Raw genomic sequence first — 21553 nt, 5'->3', positions numbered from 1 at the left:
TAATGAAAAGCGAGGAGCCTTCTTTAATGGCTCCTCGCTTTTTTGTGAGGTTCGAGTGTGTTTTTTAATTCACCGAAGGTTTGTACGTTTTCTTTGATAATGAGCTGTAGTAAGTGACTGAATAACTCAGCTGTCATTACCGCATCGTTTAGCGCATGATGTCTTTCCCGTTTGTCTATATTAAAACGTTTAAGCAGAGGATCAAGCTGGTGTTTGACTTCTGGAAATAAGTGCCTGGCCATGACTTGCGAGTCAATGACAGGTACATTCAAGGCGGGTAATTTCCAGCGTTTGAGCATCGTCTGCAAAAAACGCATATCAAATTTCGCAGGATGGGCGACGAGTACGGAACCCTGGCAAAAATCGAAAAAGTCTTGAAAAGCGTCCATGAATAAAGGAGCCTCAGCCAGCTGGGTACGTGTCAGCCCGGTTAAGTTCAATGTTTGTTTGCCAACTGGCCGCAGGGGCTGCACTACGCTGTAGAAGGTTTTTCTATGGCATGCATCAAGCCCGTTTAATCTTATTGCACCAACCGAAATGATCTCATGGCCTATCTCCGGGATAAAACCTGTAGTTTCTAAATCAAAAATTGTGTAATCCAGCTCGCTTAACTTCGATTGATGAATATTAGGTGATGGCATCGAATGTATTTGATCTGTTATTTTTTGATGAGTTTCCGTCGTTAAAAAAGGACGGATTTTGTAATAATAAATGGGTTTTTCTATAAAAATGTATTTTAAAATCTGCAAATCAATAGGCAGCATTACATCACCCGATTTCGGTTGTAGCTCAATTCTAGAACTTGCTGTAGGCGTTTTGCAATATTCAATGCATCCTTTAAAGATTTCCTTTCATCTCTGTTGAGTTTGCTCAAACGTAATTCGTTCGTCACGTTCTCATCATTCCTTAATTGACTCAAATTCTCCTTAAGGCGGAAGAGCATCAATCTATGGAGGGCAAGTTTCGCGTTTTCGGCATCTCTTGGATGGAACCGTTCTTGTTCAGCGAGACTGTCCAGCCTGCTGATCGTGTTAATATTCTCGATTCCATATTTCATGCTGTAGATCCGCACGGCATTGACGATCTGCATAATCGCTGATTTCTTTAGATTCAGCGTTTTTCTTTTTCCTACCCCAGAAATTCGACCGAAGGGCTGGACGGGAACTCTGAAACGGAGTGTGTCTTTCATTAAAAGTTGCTGAAGTCCCAGTGACCTTTGGACCCTTTGTGTAACGTATTTTTTTAAATCATACGCTAGGGAAAAATCTCCAAAAATAGGGCGGAAATCCATAAAAATCGTGAAGTCGCGTATTTCTTCCGCATCCATCTTTGAAATCCACTGGTCTATACTGGTATGCCACTGGCTCATTTGCTGCCGCCACTTATCCTCACGCGCCATAATTCCGCCTGAACAATAAGGGAACCCACATTCATTCAGCATAAAGTTTATCTTCTCAGCTAACAGCTTGAAATATTGAGCGATCTGTAATTTATTCCTTGAGTTTTCGAAGTCCGACAGGATCATCCCGTTATCCTGATCGGTGGAGAAGGCTTGTTCTTTTCTTCCTTCGCTTCCCATAACGAGAAAACAATAATTGATAGGAGGAGCGCCGTGACCCGAAGCTATCATTTCGTTCTCAGCAATTTGAATGATTTGTTTGTGGATACGGTCATTATAGTTCGTCATCAATTCAGCAATATCGTAAGCGAACATTTGCTCATCAATGAGACTGGAAATGAATTCCTGGAACCTGGAATTATAAACTGGTGATAGAGTTTTTAGTTCTTCGATTGTCTCAGCATTGGAAATGCGATAAGTAAGATCAAAGTAAACCGAATTTTTTATAGTGAAGAAGGAAGACTGCCTTAAAATCCCGACCACTTTATCCTTATGATGGACAGGTATGATTTCGGTGGGGTGGTGCTTCAAATAACTTAATGCATCATAAATAAATTCCTTGTCACTGATTAAATAGGGTTCTTCAGACATGTGGTGGTATACAGGGTCATGATGATTATTTTCAAAATAAGCCTTAAGCAGGTCTCCGTAACCAATCATGCCCAGCAAAGTTTGCTTATCGTCACTCACAAGAAGCGCTTCGATTTTTTGCTGCTGAAGCATTCTCGCTGCTTTTTCTATCGATTCTTCCGGGTGGATGAATGTTGGTGGCTCCATAAAAGAGCCAGCTCGTTTCTTATAGAGCTCCCTGTCATCATCTTCATCGGTCGTGGAACTTTTGAATTTCACCTCATCATATAAACTTTTCATCAACTGGCTGATTCCATCCATAACGACTTTAGAAAACTGAGTATTGTTCGACATGATCTTTAAAAACGATTCACGGTTAAAGCATAATGTTTTTACAGGTTCTAAAGCTTGAACAGAAAACCTCATCTCTCCACTTGTCAGTAAAATCATAACCCCTACTAGATCACCAGGGTAATAAAAACGTACGGATAATTGTCGGCCGTCTGAACGGTGCATAATATTTTTAGCTAATCCAGAAACTAGGAAGTGAATATCAATCGTATCATCTGTTTGATCTTCATGGATGATGAATTCATTCGTTGTGTAATCTTTCTCGACAGCGTGATCAAAGATATCATTGAATTCTTTTTCGGATAATAAATCGAACGGGTACAACGTCTTATAGAAATCGAATGTATTAGGCATAGGTAAAACTCCTTTATGGTGCATTTCGTAAAAAAGAAGAAGAGTATATACACTACTTCTTCTTAAAACGTCCTTTAGTTAAATTTCTTTTTCGATCCCTGTGTAAAATGAATCCTCCAATGAATGCTACACCACCAACTACGCAGAGGACACCAAAAATTCCTTGAACAGCGATGTGTAAAAAAACAGGATGAAAAACATTAAATATAGCATCTCTTATAAGTTTGATCCCGATCACGGCAATTATGCCCGGGGTTACAAGTAATAGTAAAGCGATCAGACGCATGATATGTACTCCTTTACGATTCAATCCTCCATTAGTATACCAAACTGAGGCCAGTGTGAAAATAAAGGTTGTGCTTGCTAAAATGTGCAGGATAATGTACGATGAAATTGCGCAAAATATTGCAGGGTGTGATGAATTTGAAACGAGTATTGATTGTAGGCGGAGGCAAGGGCGGCACCGCTTTATTGAAGCTTCTTAACGAAACGGATAGTCTTCAGGTAGCAGCTTTGACTGATATCGATTCGAGTGCAACAGGTCTTGAAAGAGCAGCTTCCTTAGGTATTTCTACAGGAAGTAATTGGCGTGCGTTTATACATAATGACATCGACATAGTTATCGAAGCTACTGGACGGGATGAAGTGTTTGAGCAGATAAGAGCGGAGCGGCCTGCACGAACGGTAGTGATCCCTGGAGCGGTCGCGTACATAACAGCAGAACTTTTGGAAGAAAAAGAGACGTTGATCAAACAAGCCAAACAACAGACGGATAATCAGACTTTAATCCTGAACAGTATCCATGACGGTATGATTGTAATGGATCAAGATGAAATCGTTACATTTTTAAATAAAAGCGGAGAAAGAATACTAGGAAAGACGCGTGCTGAAGTAATCGGACAGCCAGTGCGTCATGTGATTCCGTCTTCAGGCTTGCCTTACCTTTTGAAAACGAAGACAAAAGAAATCAATAAAGAATTAAAAATAGAAAACGGCAAAAAAGTCATTACAACTAGAATCCCACTCATCGGATCTGACGGAGAACCTATTGGAGCTTATGCCGTATTTAAGGATATCACGGAAGTAGTACAGCTCGCCGAAGAGATTACTGACTTAAAAGAAGTCAAAACAATGCTTGAAGCTATCATACAATCTTCGGATGAAGCAATTTCAGTAGTAGATGAAAATGGAAACGGTTTAATGATTAATCCTGCATACTCACGTATTACAGGTCTCAGTGAAAAAGAAGTATTAGGTCAACCTGCTACTGTAGATATTTCGGAAGGCGAAAGTATGCATATGAAAGTTCTCAATACTCGACGACCTGTGCGGGGAGTCCGTATGAGCGTCGGACCCTCAAAAAAGGAAGTATTAGTTAATGTAGCTCCTGTCATTGTCGATGGAAGGTTGAAAGGTAGTGTCGGCGTCCTACATGATGTGACAGAAATCCAGTCATTGACGAGCGAATTAAAAAGAGCACGCCAGATCATCCGAAGTCTGGAAGCGAAATATACGTTCGCAGATATCACAGGAGAATCCCAGGAGCTCACTCTTGCACTTGAGCAAGCTCGTGTGGGGGCTAAAACACCAGCCACTGTCCTGCTTAGAGGAGAGTCTGGAACTGGAAAAGAATTATTTGCTCATGCTATCCATAATGAAAGCAATCGCAGGCATAATAAATTCATTCGAGTCAATTGTGCATCTATTGGGGAGTCTCAGCTTGAGAGCGAATTGTTCGGCTATGAGGAAGGGGCCTTCCCTGGAGCCAAACAAGGGGGAAAAAAAGGTATCTTTGAAGAGGCAAACTACGGAAGCGTCTTTCTTGATGAAATCGGGGAATTACCTTTAGCTATGCAGGCAAAGTTACTTCGAGTGCTTCAGGAGAAAGAAATTGTTCGGACCGGAGGCACAAAGCCGATATTAGTAGATGTAAGGGTGATTGCTGCCACGAACATCAATCTGGAGAAAGCGATCATGAAAAAAACGTTCCGCGAAGATTTATACTATCGTCTGAATCGGCTTCCGATTTACATTCCCCCACTTCGTGAAAGGAAAGGGGACTTGCCTCAGCTGATTGAGCATCTCATACAAAAGCTGAACGAAGATTATGGAAGGAAAGTCCTGTCAATTGATGAGGAAGCTTTTCAGAAACTCAGAGAATATGATTGGCCTGGAAATGTGCGTGAGCTAGAGAACATAATAGGTCGCGCTATGATATTTATGGAGCACCATGAAGAAATCATTTCGAAAAATCATATTCCTTCCTTAAAAAGGAAAGAAACTAGCTTTGCAGATGCCCACGGTGAAGAAACGATATGGCTCGGGGGATCCTTACAAGAGGCGGTGGATGAATACGAAAAGAATATTATCGCCGACGCTTTCCGGTCTCACAATTTCAATAAAACGAAAACAGCGAAAGCGCTGGGAATATCAATCCGTAATTTATATTACAAGCTGGAGAAATATCAGCTCGATAAAGATAGTGTGCAAGAATTTTCATAGTATGCAAAAATGGATCAAAGAGGTGAACTCATGAAAGCATTAAAAGAACTCATCCACCACTTGGAACAACAACCACCTAAACGTGTAGTCATTGCCCAAGCTGCTGATTATGAAGTGCTGCGTGCAGTAAAACAAGCTTTGGACTTGGGTATCGCATCTTTTCTACTAACGGGAAATCAGACCAAAATCCGGGGTATGGCTGTGGAATCAGGTATTGATATCGAATCTTCTGAAGTAGAAATGCTTGACTGCCCAGAAGGTGAAGCCGCAAATGAAGCTGTGAAAGCAGTAAGTGAGGGTAAGGCTCACGTCGTGATGAAAGGTCATATTGATACAAAAGCGCTACTTAAAGCAGTACTGAACAAAGAATATGGACTAAGGACTGGAAGAGTTCTTTCTCATGTTGCTTTATTTGAGGTACCTAATCAAGATCGGATGATTTTTCTGACCGATTCTGCGATGAACATATCACCGACGCTAGAAGAGAAAAGTCAGATCGTTAACAATGCCGTAAATGTCGCCGTTCACTCAGGGTGGGTTCGTCCTAAAGTAGCGATGGTGGCTGCTGTCGAAGTTGTCAATCCATCCATGCAAGCGACAATTGATGCCGCGGCTCTCACTCAGATGAATCGCAGGGGACAGATCAAAGATTGTGTCGTAGATGGACCGCTGGCTTTTGATAATGCAGTGAGCAAAGAAGCGGCTGTCCAAAAAGGCATCGAATCGGAAGTGGCTGGTGCTGCAGATATTTTAGTAGTGCCGACGATTGAAGTGGCCAACGCTCTTTACAAGTCCTTCATGTATTTTGCTGACGCAAGAGTAGCAGGTATAATCAGCGGGGCTAAAGCTCCAATTGTCTTAACATCGAGGTCCGATTCAGCAGAGAGTAAAGTATATTCATTAGCCTTAGCGTTACGTTCCAGTACAAACTAGGAGGAATTTTTAATGGAAATATTCAAGTATATGAGCAAATACGATTACGAACAATTAGTGATGTGTCATGACGAGGCTTCAGGATTGAAAGCTATCATTGCCATCCACGATACAACTTTGGGACCTGCCCTCGGGGGTACTAGAATGTGGACGTATGAGTCAGAAGAAGCAGCGATTGAAGACGCCCTTCGTCTGGCCAAAGGTATGACATACAAAAATGCGGCGGCTGGCCTAAATTTAGGAGGGGGCAAAACGGTTATCATCGGAAATCCGAAAGAGGATAAGAATGAAGAGATGTTCCGTGCCTTCGGTCGATATATTCAAGGGTTAAATGGCCGTTATATTACCGCAGAGGATGTAGGTACGACCGTTCAGGACATGGATCTTATTCATGAGGAAACGGATTATGTTACGGGAATCTCTCCTGCCTTCGGTTCTTCAGGAAATCCTTCCCCAGTTACAGCTTATGGTGTCTATCGTGGGATGAAAGCAGCGGCTAAAGAAGGATTTGGCAGTGACTCATTAGAAGGCCTTACTGTTGCAGTCCAGGGTGTCGGAAATGTAGCTTTCCACCTATGCCGCCATTTGCATGAAGAAGGTGCGCACTTGATCGTCACCGATATCAATAAGGAAGCCGTGCAAAGAGCTGTAGAAGAATTCGGAGCTAAAGCAGTAGGAACCGACGAAATTTATGGCGTAGATTGTGACATTTATGCACCGTGTGCTTTAGGGGCTACGCTGAACGATGAAACTCTTCCAATGTTAAAGGCAAAAGTCATTGCGGGTGCTGCAAATAATCAGCTGAGAGAAACGAAGCACGGAGACATCCTTCACGAAAAAGGTGTCGTTTATACGCCTGATTATGTTATCAACGCCGGGGGTGTCATTAACGTTGCTGATGAACTTCACGGATATAATGAAGAGCGTGCTATGAAGCGGGTTGAAACGATTTATGATAATGTGTCACGAGTGTTCGATATTTCTCGTCGTGACAATATACCGACATACAAAGCGGCGGATCGCATGGCTGAAGAACGTATTGAGCAAATGCGGAAGTCACGCAGTCAATTTTTACAAAATGGTCATCATATTCTGAGCAGAAGATAGGTTATCGGAGGTCAATGATAGTGCAGACACATCGAATATTAGTAATAAATCCTGGATCAACATCAACAAAGATTGGTGTGTTCGATAATGATCAGGTCGTTTTCGAAAAAACGATCAGACATACAATCGAAGAAATCAACGAATTTCAAGAAATCATTGATCAGTATGAATTTCGAAAGCAAGTCATACTGCGAATTCTCGATGAAGAGGGAATTAACATCAATAAGTTGAGTGCCGTCTGCGGACGCGGGGGTTTGCTGCGTCCAATTGAGGGCGGTACATACGAGGTCAATGATGCCATGCTCGAGGACTTGAGAAATGGTTATAATGGCGAACATGCTTCAAACCTTGGAGGAATCATAGCCAATGAAATAGCACACGGTCTTAATATTAATGCCTATATCGTCGACCCCGTTGTCGTTGATGAACTGCAAGACTTGGCGAGAGTTTCAGGAGTACCTGAAATTCCGAGAAAGAGTATTTTTCATGCCTTGAATCAGAAAGCAGTCGCACGCCGTGCATCACTGGATTTAAACCAATCCTATAAGGAATCTCGTTTGATTGTAACGCATATGGGCGGTGGTATTACCATTGGAGCGCATGCCGGCGGAAGAGTTATCGACGTCAATAATGGCTTGCACGGGGATGGTCCTTTTTCACCGGAACGAGCAGGAACCGTACCAGCTGGAGATTTGATTTCTATGTGTTATTCAGGGCAATACTACCGGGATGAAATGATGAAGAAGCTTGTAGGCCAAGGGGGCTTGATGGCATACCTTGATACGAATGATGCATTAGAAGTAGAAAAGATGATCGAACATGGCGACGATAAAGCAAAGCTCGTTTACGAGGCTATGGCTTACCAAATCGCGAAAGAAATAGGCAGTATGAGCGCAGCTCTTGAAGGCAAAGTTGACGCAATAGCTCTAACGGGCGGGCTGGCTTATGGCAAAGACTTCATAAATAAAATTTCTGAGCGCGTAAGCTGGATTGCGGATGTTCTCGTATATCCTGGTGAAAATGAGCTGGAAGCTTTGAATGAAGGCACATTGCGAGTATTGAACAAAGAGGAAATGCCGAAACATTACCCTAATTTTGCAGAATAGAAAGGAGCTTTTTAGCTGATGGCTGAAGAATATGATTTAGTCGTGCTTGGTGGCGGAACCGGCGGATATGTAGCCGCGATCCGTGCTTCCAAATTGGGACTGAAGGTTGCAATCGTTGAAAAAAGAGAAATGGGAGGGACCTGTCTTCATCGGGGGTGTATCCCTTCTAAAGCCCTTCTAAGAAGTGCTGAAGTTTTTCGGCAAACGAAAGAAGCTGGTCAATTCGGAATCTCGACTTCAGAGCCAGTTTTAGATTTTGCAAAAGTACAGGAGCGTAAACAATCGATTGTAGACACTTTGCATAAAGGTGTACAAGGATTGATGAAAAAGGGGAAGATTGACGTTTTCGAAGGATTTGGACGCATTCTTGGACCTTCCATTTTTTCTCCTACAGCCGGTACGATATCAGTAGAAATGAATAATGGGGAAGAAAACGAAATGATTGTCCCTAAGAACGTTCTGATAGCGACAGGGTCCAGTCCTAAATCGCTGCCGGGATTAGAAGTGGATGGTGAACTCGTGATGACTTCAGATGAGGCTCTTCACATGGAAGAACTTCCTGAGTCGATCATCATTATAGGCGGTGGAGTGATTGGAATCGAATGGGCCTCCATGCTTGCTGACTTCGGAGTGAACGTTACAGTGCTTGAATACTTGACTCACATTTTACCGACGGAAGATCATGAGATTTCTAAAGAAATGCTCAAGCAATTGAAGAATAAAGGAATTGAAATCGTAACGAATGCTAAAGTTATGACAGATTCTTTACAAAAAGAAACACATGTTTCTATCCAGGCTGATGTAGGAGGAGAAACGGTCACTTATGAAGCGGATCGCATGCTCGTCTCCGTAGGGCGTTCAGCTAACATCGATAATATCGGGTTAGAAAATACGGACATTGAAGTCGAAAAAGGGGTCATACAGACGAACAAGTATTACCAGACAAAAGAAACCCATATCTACGCAATTGGTGATGTAATTGGCGGCATGCAGCTGGCACATGTGGCCTCACATGAAGGGATGACTGCAGTCGAGCATATGGCAGATAAACTTCCTCATCCTATGAATTATGACCAGGTGCCAACTTGTATTTATTCAAGTCCTGAAGTTGCCAGTGTTGGTCTTACTGAGCAGCAAGCCGAAGAAAAAGGATTTGAAGTCAAAGTCGGTAAATTTCCATTTAAGGCTATAGGGAAGGCTCTTGTTTTTGGGGAAACGGAAGGGTTTGTTAAAATCATTGCTGATCAAAAAAACGATGATCTCCTTGGAGTCCACATGATAGGCCCTCACGTAACTGACATGATTTCCGAGGCGGGGCTCGCTAAAGTTCTAGATGCTACTCCGTGGGAAATCGCTGAGACGATTCACCCGCATCCTACACTTTCAGAAGCTATAGGAGAAGCAGCTATGGCAGTTGATGGGAATCAAATACATGGATAAACATTAAAGGAGGAATCCGCATGGCTGAGAATCGCCATAAATCACTTGGTTTACTTGATGATGAAGTATTAGATATGTTTCGTACGATGCTGCTGGCAAGAAAGATTGATGAACGGATGTGGTTATTGAACAGAGCAGGGAAAATCCCGTTCGTCATTTCCTGCCAAGGTCAGGAAGGAGCCCAGGTGGGTGCTTCCTATGCGTTGGATCGTGACAAAGATTATGCTTTGCCATACTACCGGGATATGGGGGTCGTTTTAGCTTTCGGAATGACGGCTAAAGACTTGATGCTCTCAGGGTTTGCCAAAGCAGAAGATCCTAATTCCGGGGGGCGTCAGATGCCCGGCCACTTTGGACAAAAGAAGAATCGAATCGTGACTGGTTCATCTCCGGTAACTACTCAAGTTCCTCACGCGGTCGGAATAGCGTTAGCAGGTAAAATGGAGAAAAAAGACTTTGTTTCATTGGTTACCTTTGGCGAAGGGTCTTCGAACCAGGGTGATTTTCATGAAGGTGCAAACTTTGCAGGTGTTCATAAACTCCCAGTTATCTTCATGGTTGAAAATAATAAATACGCCATTTCAATTCCTGTTTCCAAGCAACTAGCATGCGAAAAAGTTTCTGATCGAGCGATCGGTTATGGAATGCCAGGATATACTGTCGATGGGAATGATCCATTAGCTGTTTATGAAGTAGTTAAAGAAGCGGCAGATCGAGGACGGAGAGGCGAGGGACCTTCTCTTATAGAAGCGGTTTCCTACCGGTTGACTCCTCACTCCAGTGATGACGATGACCGTACTTACCGGGAGAGAGACGAAGTAGATGAAGCGAAGAAGAAAGATTCAATCTTCACTTTTGCTAAATACTTACGTGATCAAAATATCTTAACAGAAGAAAAAGAAAAAGCATTAAATGAAGAGCTGGATAACTTAGTCAATGAAGCAACGGATTATGCTGAAAATGCTGCCTACGCCGAAGCTGAATCTGCATTGAACTATGTATATGAAGAGTAAGGAGGGGGAAGAACAATGGCAGTTTTATCTTATATTCAAGCCGTCACTCAAGCTCTGAAAGAAGAAATGCGGCGTGATGAGAAAGTGTTTGTCCTCGGAGAGGATGTTGGGAAGCGCGGAGGAGTTTTTCGTGCGACGGATGGTCTTTATGAAGAGTTCGGTGAAGACCGTGTGCTTGACACACCTTTAGCAGAATCCGCTATTGCCGGAGTAGGAATCGGAGCAGCGATGTACGGAATGCGTCCAGTGGCAGAAATGCAATTCGCTGACTTCATTATGCCCGCCATCAACCAAATTATTTCTGAAGCCGCAAAAACACGGTATCGCTCCAATAATGATTGGTCTGTACCTATGACAATACGTGCCCCTTATGGCGGCGGTGTTCATGGTGCGCTTTATCACTCGCAATCTGTAGAAGCGATCTTCGCCAACCAGCCTGGATTAAAGATTGTCATGCCTTCCACACCTTACGATGTGAAAGGTTTACTTAAAGCTTCCATACGTGATAATGATCCTGTGCTGTTCTTTGAACATAAACGAGCGTATCGATTGATCAAAGGTGAGGTGCCTGAAGATGATTACACGCTGCCTATAGGAAAAGCAGATGTAAAGCGTGAGGGTTCTGATATTACAGTTATTACTTATGGATTATGTGTTCATTTTGCCTTGCAGGCAGCTGAAAAGCTTGCTGAAGATGGGATTGACGCGCATATTCTAGATCTTCGCACTGTTTATCCATTGGACAAGGCAGCGATCATCGAAGCGGCATCAAAAACTGGTAAAGTACTTCTTGTAACAGAAGACAATAAAGAAGGCGGAATCATTTCGGAAGTGTCGGCCATCATCAGCGAAAATTGTTTGTTTGATCTTGATGCCCCTGTCAAACGACTGGCGGGGCCAGATATCCCATCTATGCCTTATGCTCCGACAATGGAGAAATATTTCATGATGAATCCTGATAAGGTGGAAAAAGCAATGAGGGACCTTGCTGAATTTTAATTTAAAGCTAACCAACTCCCGGCATTGGAGAGTGAGTCATACTAAGGAAAGCATACTGATGTAAGGATCAAGCTTTTTATCACGTGAAGTATTGCCTCAGGTGTTTCCGATATCCTCATTAACGGCAAGAAGGGAATTAGCGAGACTCTTATGTAAAGCTAACTGTACGCCCGCGGAATGTAAGTGATTTCCCGGACCTTCACGCTCTATTCTTAGCCACGGAAACTTTCTAAGATTCTTGGGAGCTTATATGAATGTCAAGTCGGAAATTTAATAGAGCCAAATGGAAAAGGAGGAGTATTGATGGGAGTAGAAAAAATAAACATGCCTCAGCTCGGTGAAAGCGTAACGGAAGGAACAATCAGTTCCTGGCTTGTAAAACCCGGCGATAGCGTGAACAAATACGATCCAATAGCAGAAGTGATGACTGATAAAGTGAATGCCGAAGTTCCTTCATCATTTACGGGAACAATTAAAGAGCTGGTTGCAAGTGAAGACGATACGATTGCTGTCGGCGAATTAATGTGTTACATCGAAGTAGAGGGAACAGGTTCAGAGGAAAAGGAAAGTGAAGAACCAGCAGAACAGAAGACTCCTGATGAACCTGCTGAGTCTGTTGAAAAAGAACAACCACCAGTTAAAAAGCAATCGACAAGTAAAGATACTGGTGATAAAAAACGTTTTTCACCAGCAGTGATGACTCTTGCTCAAGAAAACGACATCGACTTGAATGCAGTGGATGGAACAGGTCGCGGCGGACGGATTACGCGCAAAGACCTTGAGAAAATTATAGAATCGGGTGAAAAGCCTGCGGTTAAACAAGAAAGCCCCGGTGAAAAAGAATCTGAAGCACCTGCGAAATCTCAGGCTTCCTCGGGCGTTAAAACAGAGGATGGGGATATAGAAATTCCTGTCACTGGTGTACGTAAGGCAATCGCTCAGAATATGGTGAAATCGACTACGGAAATTCCACATGCGTGGATGATGGTGGAAGTGGACGTCACCAACCTGGTAGAACTTCGTAATTCATTGAAAACTGAGTTTAAAGAAAAAGAAGGGTACAGCTTAACGTATTTCGCATTTTTCGTTAAAGCAGTAGCTCAAGCATTGAAAGATTTCCCTCAGCTTAATAGCACGTGGGCAGGGGATAAAATCATTCAGCGTAAAGCCATTCATCTCAATATCGCGGTTGCCAAGGACGATGAGCTTTTTGTACCTGTAATCAGGGACGCAGACGAGAAAAGCATCAAGGGGATCGCTCGGGATATTACTGATCTAGCGGCAAAAGCAAGAAAAGGAAAACTCACTTCAAAAGATATGGAAGGGGGTACGTTTACCGTTAACAATACCGGTTCGTTTGGTTCTGTCCAATCGATGGGCGTCATCAACCATCCGCAAGCAGCTATTTTACAAGTGGAATCTATCGTGAAGAAGCCCGTATTCCAAGATGGGATGTTCGGCCCCCGGGACATGGTGAACTTATGTCTTTCTCTAGATCACCGTGTGCTTGATGGACTTGTGGCGGGGAACTTCTTAGCTAGAGTAAAAGAGATTTTAGAAAAAATGTCAAAAGATCATACTTCAGTCTATTAAAGCAGGGCCCCGGCAGGCAGCCGGGGTCTTTAGTATTATATATACTGAGCTCCTTGCTCATAATTGAAAGCATTATAAAATCTTGGTAAACTGTGGATAGTACTTAAAAGAAAAGGGGCCATGATATATGGATTTCAATATTTATATGAATGACGTCGTCACTCAAGCTCGTGATGAAATAAAACAAGCTGGATATACAGAATTAACGACACCTGAACAAGTGGATGAAGCACTCAACCAAAAGGGAACAACTCTTGTTATGATCAATTCTGTGTGCGGTTGTGCAGGAGGAATTGCCAGACCTGCCGCTTCCCATGCAATTCACTATGATAAAAGGCCGGATCAATTAGTCACTGTATTTGCCGGTCAGGACCGTGAAGCAACGGAACGTGCCCGTGAATACTTTGAAGGTTATCCGCCTTCCTCACCGTCATTCGCGCTTTTAAAGGATGGTAAGATACAATCCATGGTCGAGCGTCATGATATTGAAGGATTCGATCCAATGGAAGTAATCAGTAAATTACAGCGAAATTTTGAAGAATATTGTGAAGAGGTTTAAAAAGATAAAGAACGGGGATCTTTGTTGTTTACAAAGATCCCCTTTTACGTAGAATAGGTTCGATTGAGGTGAAGAATCCTTTGAAAATTGGTTATCGTACGATAAAGACAGCTATTGGTACGCCATTAGCTATTTGGATAGCAACACTGCTGGGGCTAGAAAATTTCGCATCTGCTGGAATTTTGACGATCCTATGTATTCAAATTACAAGAAAACGATCATTCTTGTCCGCCTGGCACCGATTCGCAGCATGCATGATCGCTATTGTATTTTCCTATGTATTTTTTGAACTCTTCGGGTACAATCCTGTAGCGATCGGCCTCATGATGTTTGCTTTTATTCCGACCACGGTAAAACTGAACATTAGCCCTGGTATTGTAACAAGCTCGGTCATCATTCTGCATCTATACGTGTCCAGTTCCATAGAATGGGATCTTGTTTTCAATGAAATTCTGCTCATCACGGTGGGTATTGGAACAGCATTGATTTTGAACCTCTATATGCCGAGCCTTGAAAATAAGCTCGAGGAATATCAGAAGCAAATCGAGGACAACTTTTCCATCATTATTAAAGAAATAGCCCATTTCTTACGTGACGGAAATGACGGGTGGACAGGGAAAGAACTTACAGAAACTGCGGTTATATTAGAAGAAGCAAAATCGTTATCATTCCGCGACGTGGAAAATCATTTATTACGGACACATAACCACTATTATCATTATTTTCATATGAGAACGAAGCAGTTCGAGCTATTGGAGAGAATGCTGCCTCTTGTGACGGGAATAGGCGGGACTACCGAGCATGCCTTGAAAATCTCCGAGTTTTTCGATGAATTGTCTGAAGGTATTCACCCTGGGAATACAGCCGTTCTTTATTTGAAGAAATTGAAAGAAATGCGTGATGAATTTCGGGAAGCTGATCTGCCTGCCACAAGAGAAGAATTTGAAAGCCGGGCAAGTTTGTTTCATCTACTTAATGAAATTGAACAGTATCTAATATTTAAACGGTCATTTAAGAAGAGTGATGTATAAGTGAGAGGCATAGAGGCATACTTTGAAAAAAGGATGAACTTTATGCCTCTCTTTAGTTCAATGATAATACTTTCAGCGTACTTTTTCATTTCTCCGGTAGTGACAGGTGAAACTTTGATGATAGTAAATAAGTCGTCTCATGAATTAGTGGTTTATCAAAGTGGTGAACAGGTTTTTCAATCTAAGGTAGCGACGGGTAAAACGAAGGAATTGACCCCAGAAGGAGAATTCACCGTTAAAGTCAAAGCAGTCGAACCTTATTATAGGAAAGATGATATACCAGGGGGAGACCCGGATAACCCTTTAGGAAGCCGGTGGATCGGATTTGATGCTGAAGGCACCGACGGAAGGATCTACGGAGTGCACGGAACGAATAAACCTTCTTCAATCGGTAAAGCTGTCTCCGCGGGCTGTATAAGAATGGAAAACAAACAAGTAGAAAAACTTTATAATTTAGTAGAAGAGGAATCTGATATTATCATTACAAGGGATGACTCGGAGTATGAAAAAATATATGAAAAGTGGGAAAAGAAGCAATGGAAAGAATTTTTCAATGTGAATGGATAACCAAATAAAACGTCAGAGAAAAAAGAAAGTAAGCGAATGTCCGCTTACTTTCTTTTTAGTTTCACCTCATATTATAAAAAGAAACTAGCTCCAGCTAGAAGAGTGGATAGAACCATGGAAACGATCATCAAATAGATTACAAATTTCGTACGCTTCTCGCGCTTCGACTTTTTCTTTTTCACAGGTTGATTTTGATTAGCCAAGGTGTTTGAACCTCCTTCGTATACTACTAAAAACATTTTAAATGATATCTTTGATTTGGACAAGGGAGGAAAATAAATTAAAATAGTATTGTAAATTATACTAATTTTTAGAAACGTAAGCGCTTTATTTCTGGTATGCTAGATATGAGATGTATTTTCTTAGGGGGTTGACATTATGACCGACAACCATTCAAGTAATGAGAAGTGGAAAAGTGAAGTAGATAAAATAAAACAAAGGTTTCCTGAGCGTAAAGAACGCTTTCACACAAGCTCAGACTTAACTATTGAAGGACTATACACACCAGATCAATCTCATTCTTACGAGAAGGATTTAGGATACCCTGGCCAGTTCCCTTATACTCGCGGAATCCAGCCGACGATGTACAGGAGCCGTTACTGGACGATGCGGCAATATGCCGGTTTTGGTTCAGCAGGAGAAACGAATGAAAGGTTTCGCTATTTATTGAAGCAAGGGCAGACTGGGTTATCTGTAGCCTTTGATTTGCCGACGCAAATTGGTTACGACTCTGATGACCCAATGGCTGAGGGTGAAGTCGGTAAAGTTGGAGTGGCGATCGATACTTTAGAGGATATGGAAGTATTGTTCGATCGTATTCCATTGAATGAAGTCAGTACTTCTATGACGATCAATGCTCCAGCTTCGATTCTTCTCGCTATGTATATTGCAGTTGGAGAAAAACAAGGGGTGAAACCCGAACAACTTACAGGAACGATACAAAATGACATTTTAAAAGAGTATATTGCTCGAGGTACATATATTTATCCGCCCAAACCGTCGATGAGACTGATCACCGATATTTTTGCCTATTGTCAGGAGAATCTTCCTAAATTCAATACAATCAGTATATCCGGTTATCATATCAGGGAAGCTGGCTCTACGGCTGTCCAGGAGGTCGCTTTCACGATTGCAAACGGAATAGCTTACGTAGATGCTGCCATTGAAGCGGGACTCGAAGTGGATCAATTTGCTCCTAGACTTGCTTTCTTTTTCAACGCTCATAATCAATTTTTTGAAGAGGCTGCCAAGTTTCGAGCCGCCCGGCGTATATGGGCGAAGATCATGAAAGATCATTATAAGGCGAAAGATCCAAAAAGCTGGAAAATGAGGTTTCATACACAAACGGGCGGCAGTACACTGACAGCGCAGCAGCCGGATAATAATATCGTTCGAGTCACGCTGCAGGCATTAGCAGCCGTATTGGGTGGAACCCAAAGTCTTCATACGAACTCGAGAGACGAGGCATTAGCTCTTCCTACTGAAGATTCAGCACGGATCGCCTTAAGAACTCAGCAAATCATTGCTCAAGAGAGCGGTGCAGCAGACACGGTTGATCCTTTAGGAGGCTCATATTATGTGGAGGCTCTAACTGATGGGATAGAGAACGAAGTGAATGAATATCTGGAAAGAATTAAAAAAATGGGCGGCGCCGTTCAAGCTGTTGAGGATGGCTACATGCAGCGTGAAATCCACCAAGCGGCCTACGACGCGCAAAAAAGAATAGAATCCAATGAAGATATCGTTGTTGGATTGAACGAATATAAGCTGGATGAAGAAATACACCCGGATTTGCTGCGTGTAGATGAGCAGTTAGAAGCGAACCAGGTTGAACGTACTCAAAAGGTAAGAAGGTCTCGTGATCAAGACAAGACAGATGAATGTTTGAAAAGGTTAAGACAGGCAGCCGTTGAAAATAATAATGTTATGCCTCACATTGTGGATGCTGTGAAGGCATATGCCACTGTTGGCGAAATTGCTAACGTACTTAGAGAAGAATTCGGAGAATATGCGGGGATGTAGGAAGGGTGTTGAAGACATGAAACCAATACGTGTACTTATAGCTAAGCCGGGTCTTGATGGACACGACAGAGGGGCTCTTATTATTGCTCAAGCCTTAAGGGACCATGGGATGGAAGTTATTTATACCGGGCTTAGACAATCGGCAGTTCAAATAGCAAGAGCCGCGGTCCAGGAAGACGTAGATGTAGTTGGGTTATCCTCTTTATCAGGCGCCCATAAATCGCTTTTTCCGAAAGTAGTGGAGGCGCTTGCTGCTGAGAACGCTTCAGATATTCCTGTGATCGGAGGAGGAGTGATCCCACCTGAAGACATTCCTTATTTAGAAGAAAAAGGGGTAACGAAAATATTTACTAGCGGTTCACCAACAGATGCAATCGCGGTTTTTATCAAACAAATGATGAATCATGAAATGAGAACAGCTCCGAAGAAAATCGCTCATATAGGGATTGCGGTGGAAAGTTTGGAAATGGCACTTCCTTTCTATCAGGATACATTAGGGTTACAACTTGAAGCAGTGGAGGAAGTCGATTCGGAAATGGTGCGAGTAGCTTTCTTCCCGATCGGAGATACGAGACTCGAATTGCTTGAGCCTACGATGGAAGATTCACCGATAAGAAAGTTCATCGACAAAAGAGGAGAAGGGATTCATCATATAGCTCTTGAGGTGGATGATATCAGTAAGCGGTTACAGCAATATCGAGAAGAAGGAATTTCCCTGATCCATAATGAACCTAAACAGGGGGCGCACGACAGTCAAATTGCATTCATACACCCAAAGGCTGCCGCAGGTGTTATGTATGAACTAAGTCAACCGAAGAAGGAGGAGTGAAAACGTGGATATATATGATAAAATCAGTGAATTATATGATAAGCGGAGAAAAGTACAGCTTGGCGGCGGCGATGAACGTATTGATAAGCAGCATGAAAAAGGAAAATGGACGGCCAGGGAACGTATTGATTATTTAGTTGATGAAAACAGCTTTATGGAGTTAAATCCATTTATAGAACACCGCCATGACGATTTTGGTATGAACGGCAAAGATGCTCCCGGGGAAGGAGTCGTTACGGGTTTCGGCAAAATTGAAGGACGTCCCATTTATTTATTCGCTCAGGACTTTACAGTGTTTGGAGGAGCACTTGGAGAAATGCACGCTAAAAAAATTGCCGCAGTCATGGATTTAGCTGTTAAAAATGGTACACCATTCATAGGGTTGAATGATTCGGGTGGGGCGAGGATTCAAGAAGGAGTTTCTTCACTTGATGGTTATGGACAAGTCTTCTATCGGAATTCGATATATTCCGGCGTCATTCCTCAAATTAGTGTAATTATGGGGCCTTGTGCAGGCGGGGCTGTATACTCTCCTGCAATTACTGACTTTGTCATTATGGTTGAAAAAACCTCGCAGATGTTCATTACAGGACCAAAAGTTATTGAGACCGTCACTGGTGAAAAGATCAGTTCTGAAGACCTTGGGGGAGCACATGTCCACAATACATTAAGCGGCAATGCTCATATTAAAACGGAGAATGAAGCGACTGCTCTTGATGCAGTAAGAGATTTGGTCACATACTTGCCGGCGAACAGCAAAGAAAAGCCTCCTCGCCTCGAAGTGGCGGAGGAGGATGATTACCGCCCGGATCTAACGGATAAAGTTCCTTTTGATTCCATTCGTCCGTATGATGTACGAGTGATCATTGATGAAGTAGCGGATGCTGATTCATTTTTCGAAATTCACAAAGATTTTGCTAAAAATATAGTAGTGGGATTTGCAAGGCTTAAGGGGCGCACGGTAGGATTAATTTGCAATCAGCCGAAATACATGGCTGGAGGATTGGATATTGATTCAAGCGATAAAGCTGCAAGGTTCATCAGGTTTTGTGATTCTTTCAACATCCCATTGATTACTTTTGAAGATGTAACTGGTTTTTTCCCTGGGATTAAACAAGAGCATGGGGGAATCATAAGACACGGAGCAAAAATTTTATACGCTTATTCTGAAGCGACAGTTCCTAAACTTACCGTGATTACAAGGAAAGCTTATGGAGGAGCGTACGTAGCTTTGAATAGTAAATCAATAGGAGCGGATCTTGTCTATGCATGGCCCAATGCGGAAATTGCGGTAATGGGGCCTGAAGGGGCAGCCAACATCATTTTTGCTAAAGAAATCAAAGAAAGCAGCACTCCTGAAGAGACGAGGAAAAGTAAGATCAACGAATACCGTGAGAAGTTTGCCAATCCGTATGTAGCGGCCGGCCTTGGAATGGTAGATGATGTGATCGATCCGAGAGAAACTCGATCTACTCTAATAAAAGCGTTGGATATGCTGGAAAATAAATACGAAGACCGACCATATAAAAAACACGGCAACATCCCGCTATAATTGACATGGTAAGCGTGTTCCGCTAACGTACAAAGTGGAACATGTATACATAGAAAGGGGATTTTCCACATGGTAGCGATCAATAAAAAAAGATTATTAGACGAATTCATTGAATTAGTCAAAGTGGATTCTGAAACAAAAGACGAAGCAAAAATTGCAAAAATATTAACAAAGAAGTTCAAATCCCTTGGTCTTGAAGTCATAGAAGATGATGCTAAATCAAAAACAGGTCATGGTGCAGGAAACCTGATCTGCAACTTAAAAGGGGCAAAAGATGAGGCAGATACGATTTATTTCACTTCTCACATGGATACCGTTATCCCGGGGAATGGAATAAAGCCTTCAGTCAAAGATGGATATGTCATCACTGATGGATCGACTATTTTAGGTGCAGATGATAAAGCTGGGATTGCGGCAATTTTAGAGGCGATCCGCAGTCTGCAGGAACAAAATGTTGAGCATGGAGATATACAGTTTATCATAACGGTCGGTGAGGAAAGCGGGCTTGTCGGAGCCAAAGCGCTCGATAGTGAACACTTAAAAGCGAAATATGGCTATGCGATTGACAGCGATGGTAAAGTGGGGAATATTATAGTAGCTGCGCCTACCCAGGCAAAAATTAATGCCATCATCAAAGGAAAAACAGCTCACGCAGGTGTAGCTCCAGAAAAAGGGGTTTCTGCTATCACCTTAGCCTCGAAAGCGATCGCTAAAATGCCTTTAGGCCGTATAGATGAAGAAACCACTGCTAATATTGGCCGTTTTGAAGGAGGCAGACAAACGAACATTGTTTGCGATCACGTAGAGGTTTTGGCGGAAGCTCGTTCCCTTGTACCCGAAAAAATGGAAGCTCAAGTTGAACGAATGAAACAAGCCTTTACCGAAACAGCCGAAGAAATGGGCGGAGAAGTGGAATTGAAAATCGAAGTTATGTACCCTGGATTCAAGCATGAAGCTGGCGATGAGGTCGTGGAAGTAGCGAAAGCTGCCGCAACTAAAATCGGGCGAGAAAGCGAATTGCTTACGAGTGGCGGCGGAAGTGACGCGAATATCATTGCCGGGTTCGACATTCCTACCGTGAATTTATCAGTAGGGTATGAGGAAATTCATACGACGAATGAACGGATTCCAGTCGAGGAACTTGAAAAAGTTGCTGAATTTGTGACTGCTATTATAGTGGAAGCGGCTGAACGCTAAAAGGTTAAGTTATCCTTTTAAAACAGTTGAACTATTACTCAAAGAATTGCTCTTTTCGTTTTTTGTTAAGTTTAGACTCTGACAAAACGAAGGGAGCGATTTTTATGTTGAAGGCTAAGTTAAAGTTCCTTATTGATATTTAAATAAGCTCCCTTATGTTGAAGACTCAGTTTCGAGGCATAAAGAGAATTTAGGGGCTCCGGGAAACTGATCGCTTTCCCGGGGGGCGGGCGCTGAGCCTCCTCGAGCTTCGCTCTCCGGGGTCTCACCTGTCCCGCTCCTCCCCCAAGAGTCTCACCGTTTTGGAAAGGTTACACTTGTTTGGACAGTTTCGTTAAGGTCAGTTACACTTTACTAAATATTTCAATCAAGGAGACTAAACATGACCCCAAGGAATCGCCGTAACTTTACTGATGAATTTAAGAAGCA

At 42.6% G+C, this 21553-nt stretch carries 19 protein-coding genes; 15 read left to right on the top strand and 4 right to left on the bottom strand.

Annotated elements, in window-relative coordinates:
- Positions 1-23 precede the first annotated feature (23 nt).
- The 3 genes from LF817_RS16630 to LF817_RS16620 are packed head-to-tail and all read right to left on the bottom strand — an operon-like array spanning position 24 to position 2960.
- Positions 24-764, bottom strand: coding sequence for a 3'-5' exonuclease (locus LF817_RS16630; RefSeq protein ID WP_253936939.1), 741 nt, complete (start codon positions 762-764; stop codon positions 24-26).
- Positions 764-2674 (bottom strand): DUF294 nucleotidyltransferase-like domain-containing protein, encoded by a 1911-nt coding sequence (locus tag LF817_RS16625; RefSeq protein ID WP_253936938.1) that lies wholly within the window; start codon positions 2672-2674, stop codon positions 764-766. Before LF817_RS16625 ends, LF817_RS16630 begins: the two co-directional genes overlap by 1 nt.
- Positions 2675-2726: 52 nt before the next feature.
- On the bottom strand, positions 2727-2960 hold the full coding sequence (locus tag LF817_RS16620) for a DUF2627 domain-containing protein (RefSeq protein ID WP_253936970.1): 234 nt from the start codon (positions 2958-2960) through the stop codon (positions 2727-2729).
- 101 nt (positions 2961-3061) lie between these two features.
- Here LF817_RS16620 and LF817_RS16615 point away from each other — a divergent pair, with 101 nt between their 5' ends.
- The 11 genes from LF817_RS16615 to LF817_RS16565 all read left to right on the top strand — a co-directional run bounded on the left by LF817_RS16615 (position 3062) and on the right by LF817_RS16565 (position 15524).
- A complete protein-coding gene (locus tag LF817_RS16615; RefSeq protein ID WP_253936937.1) occupies positions 3062-5176 on the top strand; it encodes a sigma 54-interacting transcriptional regulator in 2115 nt (704 codons plus the stop codon).
- 30 nt (positions 5177-5206) lie between these two features.
- Complete coding sequence (yqiS, locus tag LF817_RS16610) at positions 5207-6109, top strand: phosphate butyryltransferase (RefSeq protein WP_253936936.1); 903 nt, start codon at positions 5207-5209, stop codon at positions 6107-6109.
- 12 nt (positions 6110-6121) lie between these two features.
- Positions 6122-7216 (top strand): branched-chain amino acid dehydrogenase, encoded by a 1095-nt coding sequence (gene bcd / locus LF817_RS16605; RefSeq protein WP_253936935.1) that lies wholly within the window; start codon positions 6122-6124, stop codon positions 7214-7216.
- 14 nt (positions 7217-7230) lie between these two features.
- On the top strand, positions 7231-8322 hold the full coding sequence (buk, locus tag LF817_RS16600) for a butyrate kinase (protein WP_253936934.1): 1092 nt from the start codon (positions 7231-7233) through the stop codon (positions 8320-8322).
- 18 nt (positions 8323-8340) lie between these two features.
- On the top strand, positions 8341-9762 hold the full coding sequence (gene lpdA / locus LF817_RS16595; RefSeq protein WP_253936933.1) for a dihydrolipoyl dehydrogenase: 1422 nt from the start codon (positions 8341-8343) through the stop codon (positions 9760-9762).
- A 20-nt stretch (positions 9763-9782) separates the two neighbouring features.
- Positions 9783-10775: a thiamine pyrophosphate-dependent dehydrogenase E1 component subunit alpha gene (locus LF817_RS16590; protein WP_253936932.1), complete on the top strand. Its 993-nt coding sequence runs from the start codon at positions 9783-9785 to the stop codon at positions 10773-10775.
- Between the two features lie 15 nt (positions 10776-10790).
- Positions 10791-11774, top strand: coding sequence for an alpha-ketoacid dehydrogenase subunit beta (locus LF817_RS16585; RefSeq protein WP_253936931.1), 984 nt, complete (start codon positions 10791-10793; stop codon positions 11772-11774).
- A 303-nt stretch (positions 11775-12077) separates the two neighbouring features.
- Entirely contained in the window at positions 12078-13367 is a 1290-nt protein-coding gene (locus LF817_RS16580; RefSeq protein ID WP_253936930.1) for a dihydrolipoamide acetyltransferase family protein, read from the top strand.
- Between the two features lie 127 nt (positions 13368-13494).
- Positions 13495-13926, top strand: coding sequence for a BrxA/BrxB family bacilliredoxin (locus LF817_RS16575; protein ID WP_253936929.1), 432 nt, complete (start codon positions 13495-13497; stop codon positions 13924-13926).
- 80 nt (positions 13927-14006) lie between these two features.
- Positions 14007-14957 carry an aromatic acid exporter family protein gene (locus LF817_RS16570; RefSeq protein WP_253936928.1) on the top strand — a complete coding sequence of 317 codons (951 nt, stop codon included), beginning with the start codon at positions 14007-14009 and terminating at the stop codon, positions 14955-14957.
- A 60-nt stretch (positions 14958-15017) separates the two neighbouring features.
- Positions 15018-15524, top strand: coding sequence for a L,D-transpeptidase (locus LF817_RS16565; RefSeq protein WP_253936969.1), 507 nt, complete (start codon positions 15018-15020; stop codon positions 15522-15524).
- 71 nt (positions 15525-15595) lie between these two features.
- On the opposite strand, the gene prli42 is transcribed toward LF817_RS16565, so the two are convergent.
- Positions 15596-15727, bottom strand: a complete 132-nt coding sequence (prli42, locus tag LF817_RS16560; RefSeq protein WP_253936927.1) for a stressosome-associated protein Prli42 — start codon at positions 15725-15727, stop codon at positions 15596-15598.
- A gap of 175 nt (positions 15728-15902) precedes the next feature.
- Here prli42 and LF817_RS16555 point away from each other — a divergent pair, with 175 nt between their 5' ends.
- The 4 genes from LF817_RS16555 to LF817_RS16540 all read left to right on the top strand — a co-directional run bounded on the left by LF817_RS16555 (position 15903) and on the right by LF817_RS16540 (position 21124).
- Positions 15903-17546: an acyl-CoA mutase large subunit family protein gene (locus LF817_RS16555; RefSeq protein WP_253936926.1), complete on the top strand. Its 1644-nt coding sequence runs from the start codon at positions 15903-15905 to the stop codon at positions 17544-17546.
- 16 nt (positions 17547-17562) lie between these two features.
- Positions 17563-18375: a methylmalonyl-CoA epimerase gene (gene mce, locus LF817_RS16550; RefSeq protein ID WP_253936925.1), complete on the top strand. Its 813-nt coding sequence runs from the start codon at positions 17563-17565 to the stop codon at positions 18373-18375.
- 4 nt (positions 18376-18379) lie between these two features.
- Complete coding sequence (locus LF817_RS16545) at positions 18380-19927, top strand: acyl-CoA carboxylase subunit beta (RefSeq protein WP_253936924.1); 1548 nt, start codon at positions 18380-18382, stop codon at positions 19925-19927.
- A gap of 69 nt (positions 19928-19996) precedes the next feature.
- On the top strand, positions 19997-21124 hold the full coding sequence (locus tag LF817_RS16540) for a M20/M25/M40 family metallo-hydrolase (protein ID WP_253936923.1): 1128 nt from the start codon (positions 19997-19999) through the stop codon (positions 21122-21124).
- The last annotated feature ends 429 nt before the right edge of the window (positions 21125-21553 follow it).

This window comes from Halobacillus sp. A1, assembly GCF_024189295.1.
Taxonomy (GTDB): Bacteria; Bacillota; Bacilli; order Bacillales; family Halobacillaceae; genus Halobacillus_A.
The sequence above is the reverse complement of the archived record's forward strand: the minus strand, read 5'-3'. Positions and strand labels throughout refer to the sequence as shown.